Annotated in this window: 13 protein-coding genes and 1 tRNA gene; 6 read left to right on the plus strand and 8 right to left on the minus strand. The window is 46.2% G+C overall.

What is annotated here, in order from left to right; translation table 11 throughout:
- Window positions 1-120 precede the first annotated feature (120 nt).
- Window positions 121-1,254, plus strand: a complete 1,134-nt coding sequence (locus G3M70_17210; protein QPJ63518.1) for a VCBS repeat-containing protein — start codon at window positions 121-123, stop codon at window positions 1,252-1,254.
- Between the two features lie 250 nt (window positions 1,255-1,504).
- On the opposite strand, the gene G3M70_17215 is transcribed toward G3M70_17210, so the two are convergent.
- The gene (locus tag G3M70_17215; GenBank protein QPJ63519.1) at window positions 1,505-3,649 is read right to left on the minus strand and encodes a peptide ABC transporter substrate-binding protein; all 2,145 of its coding nucleotides are present in this window, start codon (window positions 3,647-3,649) and stop codon (window positions 1,505-1,507) included.
- Between the two features lie 371 nt (window positions 3,650-4,020).
- Between G3M70_17215 and G3M70_17220 the strand changes: the two genes are divergently transcribed.
- From G3M70_17220 to G3M70_17230, 3 genes are all read left to right on the plus strand, one after another.
- Window positions 4,021-4,368, plus strand: coding sequence for a YfhL family 4Fe-4S dicluster ferredoxin (locus G3M70_17220; GenBank protein QPJ63520.1), 348 nt, complete (start codon window positions 4,021-4,023; stop codon window positions 4,366-4,368).
- Window positions 4,369-4,483: 115 nt separating this feature from the next.
- Window positions 4,484-4,560, plus strand: a tRNA-Met gene (locus G3M70_17225).
- An 81-nt stretch (window positions 4,561-4,641) separates the two neighbouring features.
- A complete protein-coding gene (locus G3M70_17230) occupies window positions 4,642-5,310 on the plus strand; it encodes an SOS response-associated peptidase (protein QPJ63521.1) in 669 nt (222 codons plus the stop codon).
- 84 nt (window positions 5,311-5,394) lie between these two features.
- Here G3M70_17230 and G3M70_17235 read toward each other — a convergent pair whose 3' ends face one another.
- The 3 genes from G3M70_17235 to flgB form a co-directional block, all read right to left on the minus strand.
- Window positions 5,395-5,856 carry a hypothetical protein gene (locus G3M70_17235; protein QPJ63522.1) on the minus strand — a complete coding sequence of 154 codons (462 nt, stop codon included), beginning with the start codon at window positions 5,854-5,856 and terminating at the stop codon, window positions 5,395-5,397.
- A 219-nt stretch (window positions 5,857-6,075) separates the two neighbouring features.
- Window positions 6,076-6,396, minus strand: a complete 321-nt coding sequence (gene fliE / locus G3M70_17240; GenBank protein ID QPJ63523.1) for a flagellar hook-basal body complex protein FliE — start codon at window positions 6,394-6,396, stop codon at window positions 6,076-6,078.
- A 67-nt stretch (window positions 6,397-6,463) separates the two neighbouring features.
- Complete coding sequence (gene flgB / locus G3M70_17245) at window positions 6,464-6,886, minus strand: flagellar basal body rod protein FlgB (protein QPJ63524.1); 423 nt, start codon at window positions 6,884-6,886, stop codon at window positions 6,464-6,466.
- Window positions 6,887-7,168: 282 nt separating this feature from the next.
- On the opposite strand from flgB, the gene G3M70_17250 reads away from it, so the two are divergent.
- Both G3M70_17250 and G3M70_17255 read left to right on the plus strand, forming a co-directional pair.
- Entirely contained in the window at window positions 7,169-10,000 is a 2,832-nt protein-coding gene (locus tag G3M70_17250; GenBank protein ID QPJ63525.1) for a GAF domain-containing protein, read from the plus strand.
- A 273-nt stretch (window positions 10,001-10,273) separates the two neighbouring features.
- Window positions 10,274-11,578, plus strand: a complete 1,305-nt coding sequence (locus G3M70_17255; protein ID QPJ63526.1) for an adenosylhomocysteinase — start codon at window positions 10,274-10,276, stop codon at window positions 11,576-11,578.
- 48 nt (window positions 11,579-11,626) lie between these two features.
- Here the strand turns inward: G3M70_17255 and G3M70_17260 are convergent, their stop codons facing one another.
- From G3M70_17260 to G3M70_17275, 4 genes are all read right to left on the minus strand, one after another.
- A complete protein-coding gene (locus G3M70_17260) occupies window positions 11,627-12,526 on the minus strand; it encodes an alpha/beta fold hydrolase (protein QPJ63527.1) in 900 nt (299 codons plus the stop codon).
- Complete coding sequence (locus G3M70_17265) at window positions 12,520-13,566, minus strand: 3-oxoacyl-ACP synthase III (protein QPJ63528.1); 1,047 nt, start codon at window positions 13,564-13,566, stop codon at window positions 12,520-12,522. The genes G3M70_17260 and G3M70_17265 overlap by 7 nt, the downstream gene beginning before the upstream one ends.
- A 56-nt stretch (window positions 13,567-13,622) precedes the next feature.
- On the minus strand, window positions 13,623-15,362 hold the full coding sequence (locus tag G3M70_17270; protein ID QPJ63529.1) for an ABC transporter ATP-binding protein: 1,740 nt from the start codon (window positions 15,360-15,362) through the stop codon (window positions 13,623-13,625).
- Between the two features lie 149 nt (window positions 15,363-15,511).
- Entirely contained in the window at window positions 15,512-17,581 is a 2,070-nt protein-coding gene (locus tag G3M70_17275) for a universal stress protein (GenBank protein QPJ63530.1), read from the minus strand.
- Between the last annotated feature and the right edge of the window lie 235 nt (window positions 17,582-17,816).

Below are 17,816 nucleotides of genomic sequence, written 5' to 3' on the forward strand. Positions count from 1 at the left end.
ATTTCCGAAATATTGTCATATAAAAGACCTCAATGCAAGTAAAATGAGGGTGTTGGGGGCTTGGCATCCAGACAAACCCGGCTCCTATTCACCATCGGTCAACGCCCTGGACTAGGCTATATGAAAACTATTTTGACCAAAATTCCAATATCGGTCCTTGCCGTTATTGGCCTCATATCTTGCGACCTGCCCCAGGCCAAGCCGCCACCGGACCTGTTCAGGAAGATCCACCTCGCCCGGGTAGGCCAGGGACCGGGATATCTTGCCTCCGGAGACCTTGATCTGGATGGGTTTCCGGATATCATCTCTTGCAATTCCAAAGGACACAGTCTTTCCATTCTCTGGGGTAAGGGGGATGGCACTTTCGAAGACCCTCAAACCCAGACCACCGGCCTTGAGCCTTCATTTGCCATGATTACGGATGTTAACCAGGACGAGGTGCCCGACCTCATTTTCAACTCCAGGGGGTCTGATGCTGTCCTGGTCCAGTTGGGTCGGGGGAAACGGCAATTTCTAAAACCCGTAAGAATACCGACCGGTAAAGTTCCACTGGCCATCATCCCGGGAAATTTTAATGAAGATGATGCTCTCGATCTCGCAGTCACCCTCACCTTCAACAAAGTCCAGATTTTTCTGGGCGTGGGAGATGGCAGCTTCAAACAGGGGGACACTTACCAGACAGGGTCGAGATCCCTCTCTGGTGTGGCGAGCGATTTTGACCGGGATGGTCATACAGACCTGGCTCTTGCAGTCAGCAGCAGCACAACCAGTTCCATAAGGCTCTATTCTGGAAGCGGTGAGGGTACTTTTAAACAGGTCAAACGAATTGCGTTAAACCTTCGCCCTTTGATTCTGATCCAGAAAGACATGAATGGCGATGGAACGGAGGACCTGGTTTTTTCCACTGCCATTCAAGATAATCTTTACGCCATGATGGTCAAGGCGGATGGAACATTCGAAGAACCGGAAGCCTTTTCCGGTGGAGGTGGTCCAATTTCATTGGTCGCTGAAGATTTTGACGGTGACCATAAACCTGATGTTGCAGTGGCCAATTCCCGAAGCAGCAGCTTTTCACTTATCACCCGGACCCGCGAAGGAGGATTTTACTTTCCTACTCGCGACTACGTAACAGGCAGCACTCCTTTAGCGCTAACCAGCAGCGACTTTAATCAGGATGGGAAAATGGACATTGCCGTTTCAAGCAATACAGATGGAACCGTCGAGGTTTATCTGAATCAAAGAGGATTGCGCTGACTATTGAGAGGAGAGCTTTGCATAAGTGCAAATTTTTGGAACAAAGTGTTCGTCATTACGAGGAGCCTTTGCGACAATGCAATCCAGCCGGGCAACGCCCGGAGGAAACTGGGAAAAACCTCTGGATCTCCCTTTCGGGCCACGAATGCTTAGAGAAAAAAACTTGCCCCCGGTCATTCGTGATGGCGGATTTTTTGTCAAAATTGCTATAAGTCAAACACGGCTTTGATTCGGAGTTATGCAAAGGATTCTATTGAGAAGCTGCAAATTCCGGTGCTTTGGGCAGCTTGCGCCACTGATTAAAATAGTACCGGATATTACCGCCCTTGACCGGTGTGATTTTACGATAGCTTTCTGTTCCATCCGGGTTCTGGTCGACGATCACCAGCTTTTTGTCGAGAAGTCGGGCGGCTTTGCCAACAAACAGAAACGTATAGGGCTGTTCTTTCGCAATCAACGCATGCAGTTTATGCGCCATCTCAATTTGTCGATCGTGATCGTATTCCTGACGGATCCTGACAATCAATTCGTCCGCCTTCTCATTTTCAAACCCTACAAAATTGAGTTGCCTGGGCCCAGTCTGGCTTGAATGCCAGAGCTGGTAAAGGTCGGGATCTATCCCCATACTCCACCCCAGAATCAAGGCATCAAATTTCATTGAATTGACAAAATCTTTCAGGAACACCGCCCATTCAAACAGTTGGGTGTTGCACTTGATCCCGATCTTGCGCCATTGGTTTTGTACAACAGTCAATATGGCTTTCCTGCTTGGGTTGCCATTGTTTGTGATGAGGTTGAACTCAAACTCCTTACCATCTTTCTCCAACCAGCCGTCCGCGTTCTTTTCCCAGCCGAGCCGATTCAATATTTCAATTGCCCCTTCAGGGTCGTAAGGAAGTGGTTTGACAGACGGATCGTACCAGTCGGTGATTTTGGGATAAGGACCTGTCACGCGCTCACCCTGCTCATAGATCACATATTTGATGATCTTTTCAACATCAAGTGCCATCCCCAGAGCACGGCGGACTTCCGGGTCCTTGAACAAAGGTTTTCGCAGGTTATATCCAATGTATGAATAATTGAAACCCACCGTTGAAAAGCTTTGATACCTCGGGTCATTGGCAAGCCGCTTGACTTGATAGGGTTCGACGTCATAGTTGTCCACTGCTCCGGCATAAAACTCCAGTTCCCGCGTCAGAGCATCCGGAATAACCCGCATGACAAACTCTTCAAATTCCGGAGGACCGTCCCAGTAGTCCGGGTTTCTTTCAAGGCGGATCAACTCATCTGATTGCCATTCAACAAAACGAAACGGGCCTGTGCCAATAGGGTGGCGATTAAATGTCGTGTCCTGCAGGGTGAAAGCAGCCGCGTCTTTTCCAATCAACCCTTTTGCTTTTGCTTCCTTCTCCAGAACGTTTTTGTTCAACAGATGCTCGGGCAGAATACCCATGGTCCAGGCATTGATAGCAGGAGAGAATAAACGCTTGTAAGTGAATTTGATTTGGTGTGGCCCAAGGGGCTCCGCTTTTTTTACGGGTTCGTAGTCTGAACGGCGTGGTGAAAGATTACTGGGGTCCATGATCGATTCATAAGTAAACAACACATCTCCAGAATCAAAAACATGCCCGTCATGGAAGCGAATATTTTCTTTTAGGTCAAAAATAATGACCGGGTTATGCTCGGTTACTTGAAGCAGTTCCTGGTATTGAGATTCAAGTTGTAACTGGTTCGAGTTATTTTTAGCGCGGATAAAATGCTGGTAGGGAAACGAGTCAAAATATTCCTGGCCCAGAAAATTCTGGATGGGTTTAAAAAAATCCTGGTCGATGGTTTTCAATGTAAAGTTTATGACCAGAGGAGATTCAATTTTGTAGTCGACAGACTTTCTCTTAGGTTTGCCATTTTCCAAAACAGGTCTACCCTCTGCATCGCGTTCGGTTACTTTAATCTTTCCTTCGCTGGCATCTCTTTTTATTACTTCAACCTTTTTTAAATTACTGCGCCAACCTTTATTTACTTTCAAGTGACGAATCAATTGCCGGGCGAGTTGCTTGGGTGTTTTTATGTCGGGATGTTCCCAACTGGGGTTCCAGATCAAATAAGCTTCTTCAAACTGTTCCCAGCTTTTAGCCAGTCGCGGGCGCAAACGCAGCTGGTCATCAAGGTCCAGCAAACCATCAAAAACACGCTCATTGATATCGCTACTGGCACTGTCCGCACTCAGGATAGGATTCAATATCCGTGCATCGCCCGTTGTAGCTTCAATGTACCGCAGGAGTCTTTTGGGATTTCCCGTAGCCTGGTCGTCATAGGTGGGGACCCAGAAGAACGACTGCAAAAGGATCGCAACCAGGAGTATTGGAGTCCAAATCAGGATTTTTTTTATCAACATCAGCCAACTCGAAATTCAGGGTTTTCAGAATCTCAACTCCAGTCCAGGATTAGAGCTGTTTTGCAGAAACCGCGTATTCTGCTCGTTAAATGGAATAATGACGCCGAATAGAGAAATAACCTCTCGCATAATTTCTTGACAAAATCCAAGAAACATTATAATACCTTACTTTGAAACAGCTTAGGGGATTCCAAATTAAAGGATTTGAGTTTCCATGAGCGTTGGATTAAGATACACTTCTTTTGGCCGGGACGATTTGGTTTCGGAGCTCTTTTTATGTATAAATAAAAAGAGCAAATTAAACAGCTGTCAATTTTCTAATTTAGAGTTTTACATATAAGTTCAATTCATTTTTGGAAGGAAACTGCACTATGGCCACAATCATCACTGACGAATGTATCAACTGCGGTGTCTGTGAACCCGAATGTCCTAATACGGCAATTGACGATGGGACTAAAGGCGGAATCGATTTTTATTACATTGATCCGGATCTCTGTACCGAATGTGTGGGTTTTCACGGTGAAGAAGCTTGTCAGGAAGTATGCCCGGTAGACTGTTGTATCCCTGACGTAGATCGAAAAGAGTCAGAAGAAGAGCTTCTAGAGAAAGCCGCAAAAATCCACCCAGATCAGACGTTCCCTGCATTGGACGATTTGACCAACGAAACGTCTCTCTTCCGGAACCCTGACCGCAAGAACGCTCATTTGAGCGAAGAATAATTCAGAACTATACAAGAGCGGTCTTCGGGGAAACTCGGACCGCTCTTGCTGTTTTTTTTCGAGTCCCGGTTTAGCGCTAATTATAAAACCTCACTCGGAAAATGATTCAGATCATTGCGGGGTGGAGCAGTCTGGTAGCTCGTTGGGCTCATAACCCAAAGGTCGCAGGTTCAAATCCTGTCCCCGCTACCAAAACAAAGAGGCACTTTGAGGACACCCCTCAAGGTGCCTTTTTAAGTTTTGGGAATTTATTTTCAAATATAAAAAGCCTGTATGTGCGGACGATACTCCTTATCCAAATCCATCAAAGAAATTGCAGAGCATTTTAAATCACCGCTGATTGAAATCGGGCCGTGGCCACGATTCAATATTGCTCCTACTCAATCATTGCCTGTGGTGACTGAGGGACAGGATGGTTTTGAAATTCAATTGATGAAATGGGGGCTGGTACCGCACTGGGCCAAGGATGCAAGCCTGGGCAGTCGCATGATCAACGCCCGTGCGGAAACAGTTGCGGAAAAACCGAGCTTCCGCGATGCCTTCAAATCGAAACGTTGCCTGATTCCCTGTGACGGGTTTTATGAATGGGTGGCGGGTGAGGATGGCAAGACACCGCATTATATTCATATGAAAGGTGGACAACTGTTCGCGCTCGCCGGTATCTGGTCAGAATGGACCAAAGGGGAAACACCTCTGCAAACGTACTCAATCATCACAACTGAAGCCAATGAGTACTTAACTCCCCTGCATCACCGCATGCCAGTTATTTTAAAACCCGATCAGTACTCAGAATGGATGCAGAAAGCTGCTTCGAAAACGGATCTTTTATCTCTGCTGAATCCTCTTAAAGAAGATGCCCTTGAATATTTTCCGGTATCAAAACTGGTAAACTCCCCAAAAAATGATTCAGCAGAATGCATCTTTCCTGCTGTAAACGAGTAAGTCCTTTTTCGCCACCTCCCCTAAATCAAACAAAAAAACCCGGACCCGCCAACGCGGATCCGGGTTGTAAGAAAAACAGAATTCCTAGTGAGAACCCTCATGCGAATGATTTGAACCTTCCTGATGACCACCGGGAGGCCCGCCATAACCATAAGGCATACCCTGCCCCATTCCTCCGGGAGGTGGCCCTCCATGGTCGGAACCCTCGTGACTGTGATCAGAACCTTCCCCCATCATCTGGTTGCGAGCGGGTCTACCAAGAGATTCATTCCCATGGGCCAATGCCTCGTTGTAGTGCTTCAAAGCCTCTTTGGCATGTTGAAGGGCAACTTTTCCATGTTGCTGCAATTGAGGGCTGGCATCATCCATTTTCAAACTGAACTCAAGGTGCTTGATCATTTCCTGAAGGTGCAAATACCCTTCTTCCCCATGCCCCAGCCCGACACTGGCGTGTCCGCCGGATTGCGCAAACACTGAAGACGAGGTTAAAACTAAAAACAGTGCGATTGAAATAACACGACACTGCCAACTTTTTCTTATGTTCATACAATTCCTCCAGGAACCATGAATTGTTAATGTGCTTTACTGGAACAAATGCCCGTTTCCCATTAGAAGGATCAGCACCGGCGGCAGGCTCAGAGCGAAGCTCTCTTTTGAACCTTCCTTTTTATTATACCCCCACAAAAATCGCACTGCCACGACTAGAAAGCAAAAAAAAACCTGGCCAATCGGCCAGGCATTTGAAGCAGGATAATGCGGGTCTCGTTATACCTGCATTCGCATCACTTCCTGATAGGCTTCTACCATTTTATTGCGAACCTGCATGGTCAGGCGAAAAGCAGTGTCGGCTTTTGAAACGGCAAGCATAGCACCATGCACACTGTTGGATTCACCAGTCGCAAGTTTTTCGATCGCCACATCAGCTTCTTTCTGAAGCTCGTTGACCTTCTGGATCGAATCCGACAGGGTTTCAATAAACGAACCCTCTTCACCCTCACCCGCTGCGGCAGCCGGTTTGGCTTCGAGGTTACTCAATCCTGGATTGAGCACCGATTTCAGATTCGTTTTTACTGTAATATCCTGCATAGCCTTATTAACTTAATCCTTCAAGACCCTGATTGTCAATGAGAAAGGGTTACCCTTCCCGGGATCCCTATTGAGCGATTTCAGTGATGGCCGCCCTTATGGTTGATGCGCGCTTCCCTAGCAACTGAGTGGTCGCATTGTAGGCAATCTGGTTTTCCGCCAGTTTCATCATTTCCTTGTCCAGATTGACATTATTTCCATTGGACTTGGCCGGGTCCGGTTCTTCAAATACATCAGGACTCATTTTCTTAACGGCAGAATTTCCCGGGCCTATATGTTTTCCGTGGGTTGTGGCCATTTTCAAATCGCCCGTGGTCCCTATAGCCTGCCTTAACTGGCCTTCAAAATTGACATCTTTGGCCTTAAATCCCGGTGTATCCAGATTGCTGATATTGCTGGATACCAGCAAATGCCTCTGAGACTGGAAATCAAGGGCCTTTTTGAGCACCGCAGGGGTGCGATTGTTGAATAAAATGCGGTCTAATAACATTGAACAAGCCTCCTGCACCTTATAAAGCAAATCATATGCCGAAATTGAAGTTTTTACCCACAAACCCATAACCATATAACCCGTTATAAAATAAAGCTTTAAATTTTTCTCAAAGGGACCGGTTTTCATATTTCGCCCCATGACACCAAAATTTTGGCATTTTTTGCCTGATTTGGGGAACTTTTGACACATGCTGAAAAAACAACCTTCCGGTAGAAATATGATCTCAATTGGTTATACTAAACAAACCTGTGTAATATTTTTACTCACTCCTGCCTAATAATGAAAAAACTTTTTGACGACCTGACCCGCTCCCTGCAGCAATTCGACAAAGAACATCTTTCTGAAATTCTCCATACTGTAGCCACTGGCCTTAAAAAGGGTTTTAAGTGCAATACGGTTAGGGTGTATCTCGAGGATCTATACGAGGGAATGCTGGTGTGCCAGTACATTTCTGGAAAAGATCGTCCGGAAAACCACCGGATAATTAAATATATTTCACCCCGGGAATCCATCACCTCGCAGGCTCTTTATGAAAATTCGGTCATGGTTTCCTGGAAAGTTCCGGGTGGGATTTCCAACTACCGAAACCCATTTGAAACCATTGCAGGTATCAAAAGCATGGTCGTATTCCCCATCACCTACCAGATGAGACCCATTGGAACCTTAAGTCTTGATTGGGACCGTGAAGGACAGTTTCTGGACCAGGAAGCGATTGACGGTATTGCAGGTTTTCTTTCTGAAATCAGTGAGCGCATAGAAAAGGCCAAACGCTTCCGGCAAATCCTGACATTTTCCAAACATATCAACCGGGCACAAAAAAAAGAAGCTGCATGGATGATGATGCGATCTGCTGTCAATTTGATTGAAAAGTTGACTCTGGCTTCCGTCCTAATCCCTTCCAGTCTTCAGGATAACAAGCCCATTCAAGATGGCTCGACCGACCTTGTGGAAATTTTCACTGTATACAGCCAGAACAAGGAGCATGTCCCGGTTTACAGCGACAAGGACCAGATCAGCGTTCTTAACGATCAAAACCTTATCAGCAGGATTGTTGAGTTTGACCAGGATAAAGGACTTGTCATTCTAGATCCCAAACGTTCTGAGGTTTATACCGCTAACGTGATGGAGGAGCAATTCCCACGGAAAGAAATTGTTGAACAATTGAACCTGGTCTCGCTTTATCAAATCCCCAAATTTAATAAGGAAACGAACCAGTTCATTTGTGCGGTCAATTATTACACCAGTGAGCCATACCGGTTTACCCGATTCGAAACGCAGCTCTTGCAGGAGCACGCTTCAATGGTGGAGAAGTTGATTCTGGAGCAGAATCCCACCCATATTGAAATCCAGGTGTTATCTGAAATTGAGGAACTGCTTTCCGAAAAAAAAACATCCCTTCCGGAATTTTTAAGCAATATCCTGGCTAAAACCTCCGAGTTGCTGGGTGCCGATTGTGGGACCATTTCCCTGTTAAAACTTGTCAACAACACATCGTGGCTGGTGATCGAAGATGAAGAAGGCAATACCATTGGGGCCAAATCACGCGACTGGAAGAAAAACAAAATCCCTCCCCTGGCTGTCGGAGGCAACGACCTTCCCGAGGACACGCGCTCACTTAACGGATACTGCGCACACACGGCACGTCCAGTATTGGTGGGCGATGTAAGGAATAAAAATTCGACCCAGGGGTTTTATAAAAGCCTGTCTCCCGCTATTCGGTCTGAATTGGCCGTCCCCATCCTCTTTGAAAACCAAGTCTTGGGGGTCATCAACCAGGACAGCTTTCGAATCAACCATTTCACTGAAGAGCACAAAAAAATCCTGCAAATTATTGCCAGTCTGATAAGTCAAAAAGTACACAACCTGAAGCAGATTGAGGAAATCAAACAGGAGAAATCGGCGCTAAGCCAGGAAATTGAATATCGCGATCCAAAGATTTCCTCTTATTACCTCGGTAATGTCATTGGCCGTAGCAGGAAAATCCATACTCTTGTTGAGCAAATTGACACGGTAGTCGAGTCCATTGGAAACCGTATGCTGCATTGGGATGAAAGCCATCAATCGGATACAGTGATGGGTTTGCCCTCGCTCCTGATCGTTGGAAAAACGGGAACCGGAAAAGAATTTTTCTTCAACAATATTTATTCAAGACTTTCAGAAATGTTCAGGAAGCACGGCGGAAATGACTTCGAACTGCCTGTAAAAAAAACAAATATTGCAGCCTATAGTGGGGAATTGACCTACAGCGAACTGTTTGGTCATAACAAAGGGGCGTTCACCGGAGCCGATTCACACAGGCAGGGTATTCTGGAAGAAGCCGACGGGGGCATTGTTTTTCTGGATGAGATCGGGGATGCCGATCCCAAAACCCAGGTGCAGTTATTGCGATTTCTGGATGCAGGTGTGTTCTTCCGTCTTGGAGAAAACAAGCCTCGGCACTCAAGAATATTTTTAATTGCAGCAACCAATAAAAACCTAGGAGAAGAAATTGCCCAGGGCCGGTTCAGGGAAGATCTTTTTCACAGATTAAATGCTCTCAGCTTCCGCATACCTTCGCTCGACGAAAGGCGCGATGATATTCAGGACCTGGCGATTCATTTCCTGGGCCGATTGCATTTCGCCTATAGAAAAGTTAAAGAAGAAGATCCTGCCCCTTATCTGGACCAACCGGCTATAGAGTTTCTTAAAAAACGAAACTATCGAGGCAATGTGAGGGAATTAAAAAATATCTTGCTACGCGCCCTGTTTTTCCGCAAAGGCCCTGTCATTAAACGCGAGGATATTGAAGCTGCTTGTCAGGATGATAGTCCGTGGAACACACAACCTGAGGCTCATGAGGAAATATCCACTTCACTTTTGGAGCATATCGAAAATCAGGGAAACAATTTCTGGACTGTTTTGTACCGTCCCTTCAAATCAAAAGAAATAACTCGCGATACCGTAAGAAATGTTATCGAGACCGCGCGTGACAAATATCAAACCAACCTTCCCGGACTGGCGATAAAACTAAAAGTGTGTGAAGAGGACTTCCGCGAAAACCAGGAAGAAAATAAAAAGTTTATAAGTTTTAAAAACTTTCTCTACAAAACCATTCGAATTTCTGAAATTTAAAACCTGACATCACACCAAAACCATTTTATTTCAGACCGGGAAAACTGTGAGGTAAGCTCCAATAAACTCTCTCCACCCCAAACTAGGCAAAGGATACCAAATCTGCTATAATTAACAGTCATTTAGCTGATTTACCTGCAGTCAAATCCGTCAAATTCCCGAGTTTCCTTGATATTCCTTCCTTTACAGGAAACGCCGGGTTAATAATCGGGAAAAAAGAAAACAACAAAATCCAGCACCAAAAATCACAACTAAGAAAAAAAGGAGCCTTTCATGAGTTCGTCTGTCGGCGTGGCCGAAAAATTTAAAGTTAAAGACATGTCCCTTGCTGAGTGGGGACGTGAGGAAATTATAATTGCTGAAAAAGAGATGCCCGGACTGATGGCGCTCCGTGAAAAATACGGTAAGGAAAAACCTCTCAAGGGAGCAAGAATTGCCGGTTCCCTTCACATGACCATTCAAACTGCAGTTCTGATGGAAACCCTGATAGAGCTGGGAGCAGAAGTCCGATGGGCTTCCTGCAACATCTTCTCAACGCAGGATCACGCAGCCGCCGCTATGGCAGCAGCGGGCATTCCAGTATTCGCCTGGAAAGGTGAGACTGAAGAGGAATACTGGTGGTGCACAGCACAAACCCTGCTCTTCGATGATGGCCCCAACATGATCCTGGATGATGGCGGTGATCTCACGGGTTACGTCCACGACAAGCACCCTGAGATGCTGGCACAGATCAAAGGAATTTCAGAAGAAACCACCACTGGCGTTGGCAAACTTTATAAAATGATCAAAGATGGGTCCTTGAAGGTTCCCGCCATGAACGTCAATGATTCAGTAACAAAATCCAAATTTGACAATCTTTACGGTTGCCGCGAATCACTGGCTGACGGTATCAAGCGTGCGACTGATGTTATGGTCGCAGGAAAAGTTGTAGCTATAGGCGGTTATGGGGATGTTGGGAAAGGTTCTGCTCAATCCATGCGGGGTTTTGGAGCTCGGGTTCTCGTGACTGAAATCGATCCTATCTGCGCCTTACAGGCGGCGATGGAAGGTTTCGAAGTGACCACTATGGATGAGGCAATAAAAGAAGCTGATATTTTTGTCACCACAACAGGTTGCGAAGACATCATCACTATTGACCACATGAAAAACATGAAAGACACCGCCATCGTTTGTAATATCGGTCACTTCGATTGCGAGATTCAGGTTGAGGAACTTAACAATTTCCCGGGCATCGTAAAAAAGGAAATCAAACCTCAGGTTGATAAATACACCTTCCCTGATGGCCATTGCATCATACTGCTGGCGGAAGGTCGGTTGGTGAACCTGGGTTGCGCAACCGGGCACCCATCTTTTGTTATGTCCAACTCATTCACCAACCAGGTACTGGCCCAGATGGAGCTTTACAACAAGAAATATGAGGTTGGAGTTTACACATTACCTAAAAAGCTGGATGAAGAGGTCGCGCGCTTGCATCTTGATAAACTGGGTGTCAAGTTGACCCGGTTGACTGATAAACAGGCCGCCTACCTGGGTATTCCTGTGGAAGGCCCATACAAGCCTGAGCATTACCGCTACTAAAATTTAAATAGTTTTATACAAACGGCTTCCCATTCGGGGAGCCGTTTTTTATTTGGCATCAATAGGGTGTTTGTTTAAAAACCGGATCATGTTCGGAATAATGTCTTCATAAGCATCCTCAACAACATAGTGGCCCGCCTTTTTTAAAGCCTGCACCTCGGCGTTTGGTAAAATCATTTTCCATCGATCCAGAAAGTGCTCGGTAAAACAAAAATCCTTCAATCCCCAGACGATCAAAGCCGGATGATTTTTGAACTTCCCCAGACTCGACTCAATTTCCTGAACAACAGGGTAACTTTTCACATCCGGAGTCATTGGAATATCCTGCACAAAACGCAGTTGTGCAATCCGATCCTCGGGCGTTTTATAGGGCGCCAGATAACCCTCACTCACTTTTCCGGCCAATCGTCCACTAACTTTACTTGCTCTAATCAAAGCTACGCGGGAAAACGCGTTTAACCCTTGTATAGCAAACGGACCAATTAATGGGTTGCGACAAATATCTATACTCCACGGGATCCGGTTCGAAATAAAAGCTGCCGTATTAAAAATAATAAGCCGTTTGATTTTTTCAGGATGACGTGTGGCAAACCCCATTCCAATCGCCCCACCCCAATCATGCACTACCAGCGTGATGTTATCCAGGCTCAGATGATCGACCAACGTTTCGACATTTTGTATATGAGTCTCTAGAGTGTATGGATAGTTCTGCGGTTTATCTGACAGCCCACAACCCATGTGGTCGGGAACCACACAACGATTCTGATGCTGCAATCCACGAATCAGAGACCGGTAGTAAAAGGACCAGGTAGGGTTTCCGTGGAGCATCAGAAGAGGATCGCCCTCCCCTTCATCAAGGAAATGATAACTATATGAATCCAGTTTTAAAAAATGAGATCTAAAAGGATATATTTCTTTAAAAGGGGCAACAATCTCTTCCGCTACCATTCTACACCCAGCATCATACAATTCAATCCACTTCCAATTCCAAGCAGGGCTATCTTATCTCCTGTTGAAAGGAAACCCGCCTCCTCTCCCTTCGCCAGGGTCACTGGAAGTGCAGCGGAACCGGTATTACCGAGAGTTTCCAGGGTTGTGAAATCATTTGCGGGATCCAGTTGAAATGTCTCCAGCATTAATTTTCTGTGAAGGGAACCCACCTGATGACAAAAAGACCGATTTACTTCGTCACCAGACCAACCCATTTCTTTTTTAAAGATTTCCCAGGTTTTCCCTCCCAATCGAATGCCTTCCTGCATCAAGGTTTCCGCATCGGTTTCCATCAACGGCTGTGCCGTCAATCCCATACCCGTATCTTCAGTACCTCGACATAAATGGTTGTGACTTGTATCGGCGCGTGAAACCCCACCAAGTAAACGGTGTCCATTTTCAGAAAAGTCTCGATGAACAAGAAGCACAGCCACAGCTGCGGACCCAATAGTAAGTGAAGCAAAAGCGGTTTTGATTTTGGATCGATTCGGTTCAGGATCGCTCAGTAAATTTTCAATAGTAGCCCGAACCAGTGGCCCACCATTTTCCCCTGCCACTACAAGGCCTGCCTTGATTTGCCCTGATTCAATCTGGTTGGCAACGGTAATCATGCCATTCATCACCCCAAGGCAGGCGTTGGAAATATCAAACACCATACAGTCCTGGGGTAATTCCAGGTTGTGGTGGATCACCGTCGCGGTCGCAGGCTCCAGGAAGTCCCGGCAAACACTGGCGCAAATGAGTGTTCCGATATCATTTTTGTCGATCGAAGATTTTTCAAGGGCACGGGTACCCGCTATGGAACTCACCTCACTAGGGAATATCCCCTTTTCCCAGAACCGTCTCTCACCGATCCCGCTCATCATTTCCAGACGACCGTATGGAAGTTTTAATTTTTCATAGAGCGGCGCAAGCTCCCGTTCCAGATCCTCCGAGGTCACCACATTTTCTGGAAGGTGATAGCCAAGGGATTCGATAAAAACGTTTTCAAACTTCATTAAGGTTTTTCCTTTTTACTTTGCTTAATTTTTTCTAATTATTTATTTAGCCCCATTCAACCTGCAAATTGCATCTCATAATACTTCTGGTACTGGGCGCAATCCGCAAGCAGTTTTTCATGGTTGCCTTCTCCCACTATTTCTCCGTGCTCCATTACAATGATTCGATCTGCATTTTTAACGGTCGAAAGCCTGTGTGCGATAATAAATGTCGTCCGATGTTCCATTAAATGTTCAAGAGCATTCTGCACCAGTCTTTCCGATTCGGAATCCAGTGATGATGTGGCTTCGTCCAGAACCAGGATTGGGGCATTTCTTAGAATAGCACGGGCAATGGCCAGTCTCTGTCTCTGCCCTCCTGAAAGTTTCAACCCACGTTCGCCGACGACGGTGTCATAACCGTCATCCAGGTTTTGGATAAAGTTATCAACATGGGCCGCTTCTGCGGCTTTTAGAATTTCCTCTTTGGAAGCTCCAGGGTTTCCCATCGCGATGTTGGCCCAAACCGTGTCATTAAATAAAAATGTTTCCTGAGTCACCAATGCCATCTGCCGCCTGAGTGAATTACTGGTGATCCTGTTTATATCGATCCCATCTATGAGAATGCTTCCCTTGGTAACACGAAAAAACTTAAACAGAAGATCCATCAACGTGGTCTTGCCGGCACCACTCATCCCAACAATGGCAATCACATCGGATTTATGAATAGTCAGATTGATATCTTTCAGTACCATCCCTTCACGTGTCGGGTATTCAAAAAAAACGGACCGATATTCAATGGTGGACTGAAAATTTTCAATCACTGTATCCCCATCGTCAGCAGCCTCTTCCCTTTCGTCAAGGACCTGAAACACGCGCTCTGCCGCAGCCAGAGCCTTTTGTGATTCGGTGTATGTTTTGAAGAGTAATCGCACCGGATCATTCATCATAAAAAAAGCGACGATAAATGAAATAAAAACACCTTGAGAAACTTCACCCTCAATAACCTGGGTTCCACCCAGCCAGAGCACGACAGCCCCAAGGGTAATCCCAACCATTTCCATAAATGGAGACGTCATTTCAGTGTATTTGACATCTTTACGCATGATGCCAAGAAACTCCTGGTTATGCTGACGGAGTTTTTCCTGTTCCTTGTTCTCAAGACCAAAGGCGCGGACGATCTTGATCCCTGAAAAGGATTCAAGCATGGCGGAATTGATAGTAGCGAGGACTTCCTGCCCACGACGCCCAAGGCGGCGAAGCTTTTTTGCAATTATGGAAATGGGACCCAATGCAAGGGGAAACACAATGATAGAAAAAAGAGCCCAGTCCCATTTCATGTAGAACACCCAGGCCAGTAAACCAATCAACATAACCCCATTCTGCATGAGGTCCTTAACAAGTTTTGTAATAGACAGGAGCATCACATTGACGTCGTTTATCAGGCGTGACATCAATTCCCCGGTCGTGTCACCTTCAAAAAAAGTATAAGGCACCCTGTGCAGATGCTGAAACATATCCTCCCTGAGCTTGGCTACCAGCTCCCACCCGATTCGTTGAATAATAATACTCTGCAAATACCGCAGACTGTCCTTGACCAGATAGACCACAATCATTAAAAGAGGCACCACTTTCAACATGAACATATCTTTTTGAAGAAAGATGTCGTCAAAAATCTTTTGAATGATCGGGACAGGAGATGTTGATAAAACACCAATAATGACCGAGGTCACCATCGTCAGGATGATTAACTTCCGGTAAGGCACCAGATAGGTAACCAGCCGTTTGAAAATTTGAAATCCTGATTGAGTGACCATAGTTAGGAGGTAGGAAAACTGAGGAGCGTGGCTTGGTGCCTAAAGAAAAAAACCCTGTTACCCCGGAAACTATCCGGAGCAACAGGGAAATCCTGAAAACAAAATGGATTCAAAGTACAGGCAGGGTTGGTGCCTGCACTAATGAAGGCCTATTTTCCCGGAAGGAAGTCTTCAATGGTGGCCCCGTTCTGAATCATTTCACTCATCACCTGAACTGAATACTCAATCCCCTTCACGCAGGTTTCGTATGAGATGTTGGTGATGTTTTCTTTTTTCGCAAAGTCAATGACACGGGTGCGGGTGTTGTCTCGCATGAACCCTTTTGGAACCTGCTCGAGACGCGCAATCGCTTCCTGCTCCCAAGTAAAGCCGTCCACATCCGGTTGACCGGCTACCAGGTCGCAAACTTCAGGTTCGGCTGTTGCCACTTGGGTTGCCGAGCCATCACCTGCAAGACCTTTACTGGAATCATTCGCTCCATTGCCATTTCCACCGGAACCGTTTGCCCCATTTTCCTCTTTCTTAATAACCGCTTTGCCGTTGATGATCTGGGTGGCAAATTCAAGAGACACTTCCAAAACTTTCTGCACTCGGGCGTTTTTCTCGATGCGCGCATGAGCACGGCGTCTGATGTGGCCTTCCGGAAACTCCTCCAGAAAGTTGATGGCTTCCTGAGTCCAGGTAACTTCAACAGAATCGAAGGTGGTGACAGTGGTCGTGTCCTTACTTTCTTCGTCTGTTGGGGTGAACTGGTCTTTGTCTACCGGGGCGAAACTGGAGTCAGTCGCTCCGCAGACGCTGCATTTAACTACATCTGAAGGATGGTAAGCCCCACAACTACCACACTTGAGAGTGACGGGAACATCACGTCCATCAGTTTCAGCATGCTCTTCAGCATCTTTCTGGAACTTTTCGTAGAGAATTTCCTGTCGGTCTTTAATCATGCCCTCCAGTGGATCCTCTCCCTTATCCATTTTATCGCGCATTTGATCCCCAATGCTGTACATCGCCTGCATCGCTCCTGCCGGCAGGATATTTTCGCACGCTTCGGTGATAACAGCGGACGTGATCATGCTGTGACCGCGTTCCAGGGAATAGCGCAAGATTGCTGAAGTCGCCATTGGGCGAACAAAGCCTGGAATTTTCTTGAGACGCTCTTTAGCTTCGGCAGTCCAGTCGATACTTTCCTCTGCCTGCATGTCGATCGGTGGCTTGAACACTTTGCTGGAAAGGAAGACATTACAGGGAACCATGCGCAGCAGGTTTTCTGTATTTCCTCCGATGTCCATATCTGGTGCACTGTGAACGCCGATCCTACCCAGAATGAGTAAATAGGGTTTTTCTTCACGAGCGTATTGGAGAATCTTTTCGAAGACCTTTCCATCTAGAAGCCGGATGGTGCACTCCATTCCCTCTTCCTCAACCAGCTTACGGGACACTTCAAGGTGTGACTGATAAATTTTTGCAAGGCCCTTATCAATAATGTCTTCGTGGAGTTTTTCCTGCTGCTCAAACTTGAACACCTTAGCCGCATCTTTGGAAAGGACGCCGGTCAGGCTGTTGAACATTGCGTAATGGAAATAAGGATCAAAAGTGGAGATCACTTCCAGTGGACGGTTCAGCTTTTTTGCCATCTCAATACCTGTTTTGAGCCCTCCAAAACAGTGTCCGCTGCCATCAACCGCCACAACAATTTTTCCACTACCGTTGTCATTCCCATGCAATTCAGGAACATTTTTTACAATGAGAGTATCGGTTTCAATACGGCGAATCACGCGTTCCGTTACCGTTCCCATTTGGCTATCTTTGATAGCTCCCAGACCCAGCGCTCCCATAATGACCAAGTCGTAATCTGATTCCTTGATATCCCGGACAAGCTCAATCCAGTTTCGACCTTCAAGTGACTTGCCTACAAAAGGGACGTCTTCGGATTTACACTTGAAGCGGGGAACATCGAGATAGGAATCGGTAATAACTTCCATCCCCTTAGTGATCAACTGGTCGTGGATGGCACGCTGCTTTTCGAGTTCCTGCTCATCCTGGTATTCCTCGGGAAGTCCACTCTCCATCTGGCGAAAGCGAACGTCATGCATTTTGGCCGCATACACATGGCTGGACGTAACTGTGGTATCGCCACATTTGGCGAATTCCACTGCCATATCGATACAGGCGTTGGAATAGTCCGAGTTATCAACGGGGACATAAATATTTTTGAACATGGGGTACTAATCTCCCTGAGTCGTCACCAATTAAATTAGTGAGTGAAATTCAAGACTGTATTTTATTTGGCGGGCTTCACCTGACCCGTTGCCACCACTTACAGAGTCCTAACCTACAAGGACCCAAATGACAAAAGCTTTTAACAGTGTAGCCCCTTAAACCCTTTAGAGGTCGGTTTTAAACAAAGACAAGGCGCAAGGGCGCAATTGTTTGAAAATTCTAGCAAAAATATTG

Origin of the sequence: Candidatus Nitronauta litoralis (genome assembly GCA_015698285.1) — a bacterium.
In the GTDB taxonomy this organism is placed as follows: Bacteria; Nitrospinota; Nitrospinia; order Nitrospinales; family Nitrospinaceae; genus Nitronauta; species Nitronauta litoralis.

Bases quoted from the DNA above. Each gene is read 5' to 3' on its own strand.
- G3M70_17210 (QPJ63518.1), top strand. From the start codon at position 121: ATGAAAACTATTTTGACCAAAATTCCAATATCGGTCCTTGCCGTTATT.
- G3M70_17215 (QPJ63519.1), bottom strand. From the start codon at position 3,649: ATGTTGATAAAAAAAATCCTGATTTGGACTCCAATACTCCTGGTTGCG.
- G3M70_17220 (QPJ63520.1), top strand. From the start codon at position 4,021: ATGGCCACAATCATCACTGACGAATGTATCAACTGCGGTGTCTGTGAA.
- G3M70_17230 (QPJ63521.1), top strand. From the start codon at position 4,642: ATGTGCGGACGATACTCCTTATCCAAATCCATCAAAGAAATTGCAGAG.
- G3M70_17235 (QPJ63522.1), bottom strand. From the start codon at position 5,856: ATGAACATAAGAAAAAGTTGGCAGTGTCGTGTTATTTCAATCGCACTG.
- fliE (QPJ63523.1), bottom strand. From the start codon at position 6,396: ATGCAGGATATTACAGTAAAAACGAATCTGAAATCGGTGCTCAATCCA.
- flgB (QPJ63524.1), bottom strand. From the start codon at position 6,886: ATGTTATTAGACCGCATTTTATTCAACAATCGCACCCCTGCGGTGCTC.
- G3M70_17250 (QPJ63525.1), top strand. From the start codon at position 7,169: ATGAAAAAACTTTTTGACGACCTGACCCGCTCCCTGCAGCAATTCGAC.
- G3M70_17255 (QPJ63526.1), top strand. From the start codon at position 10,274: ATGAGTTCGTCTGTCGGCGTGGCCGAAAAATTTAAAGTTAAAGACATG.
- G3M70_17260 (QPJ63527.1), bottom strand. From the start codon at position 12,526: ATGGTAGCGGAAGAGATTGTTGCCCCTTTTAAAGAAATATATCCTTTT.
- G3M70_17265 (QPJ63528.1), bottom strand. From the start codon at position 13,566: ATGAAGTTTGAAAACGTTTTTATCGAATCCCTTGGCTATCACCTTCCA.
- G3M70_17270 (QPJ63529.1), bottom strand. From the start codon at position 15,362: ATGGTCACTCAATCAGGATTTCAAATTTTCAAACGGCTGGTTACCTAT.
- G3M70_17275 (QPJ63530.1), bottom strand. From the start codon at position 17,581: ATGTTCAAAAATATTTATGTCCCCGTTGATAACTCGGACTATTCCAAC.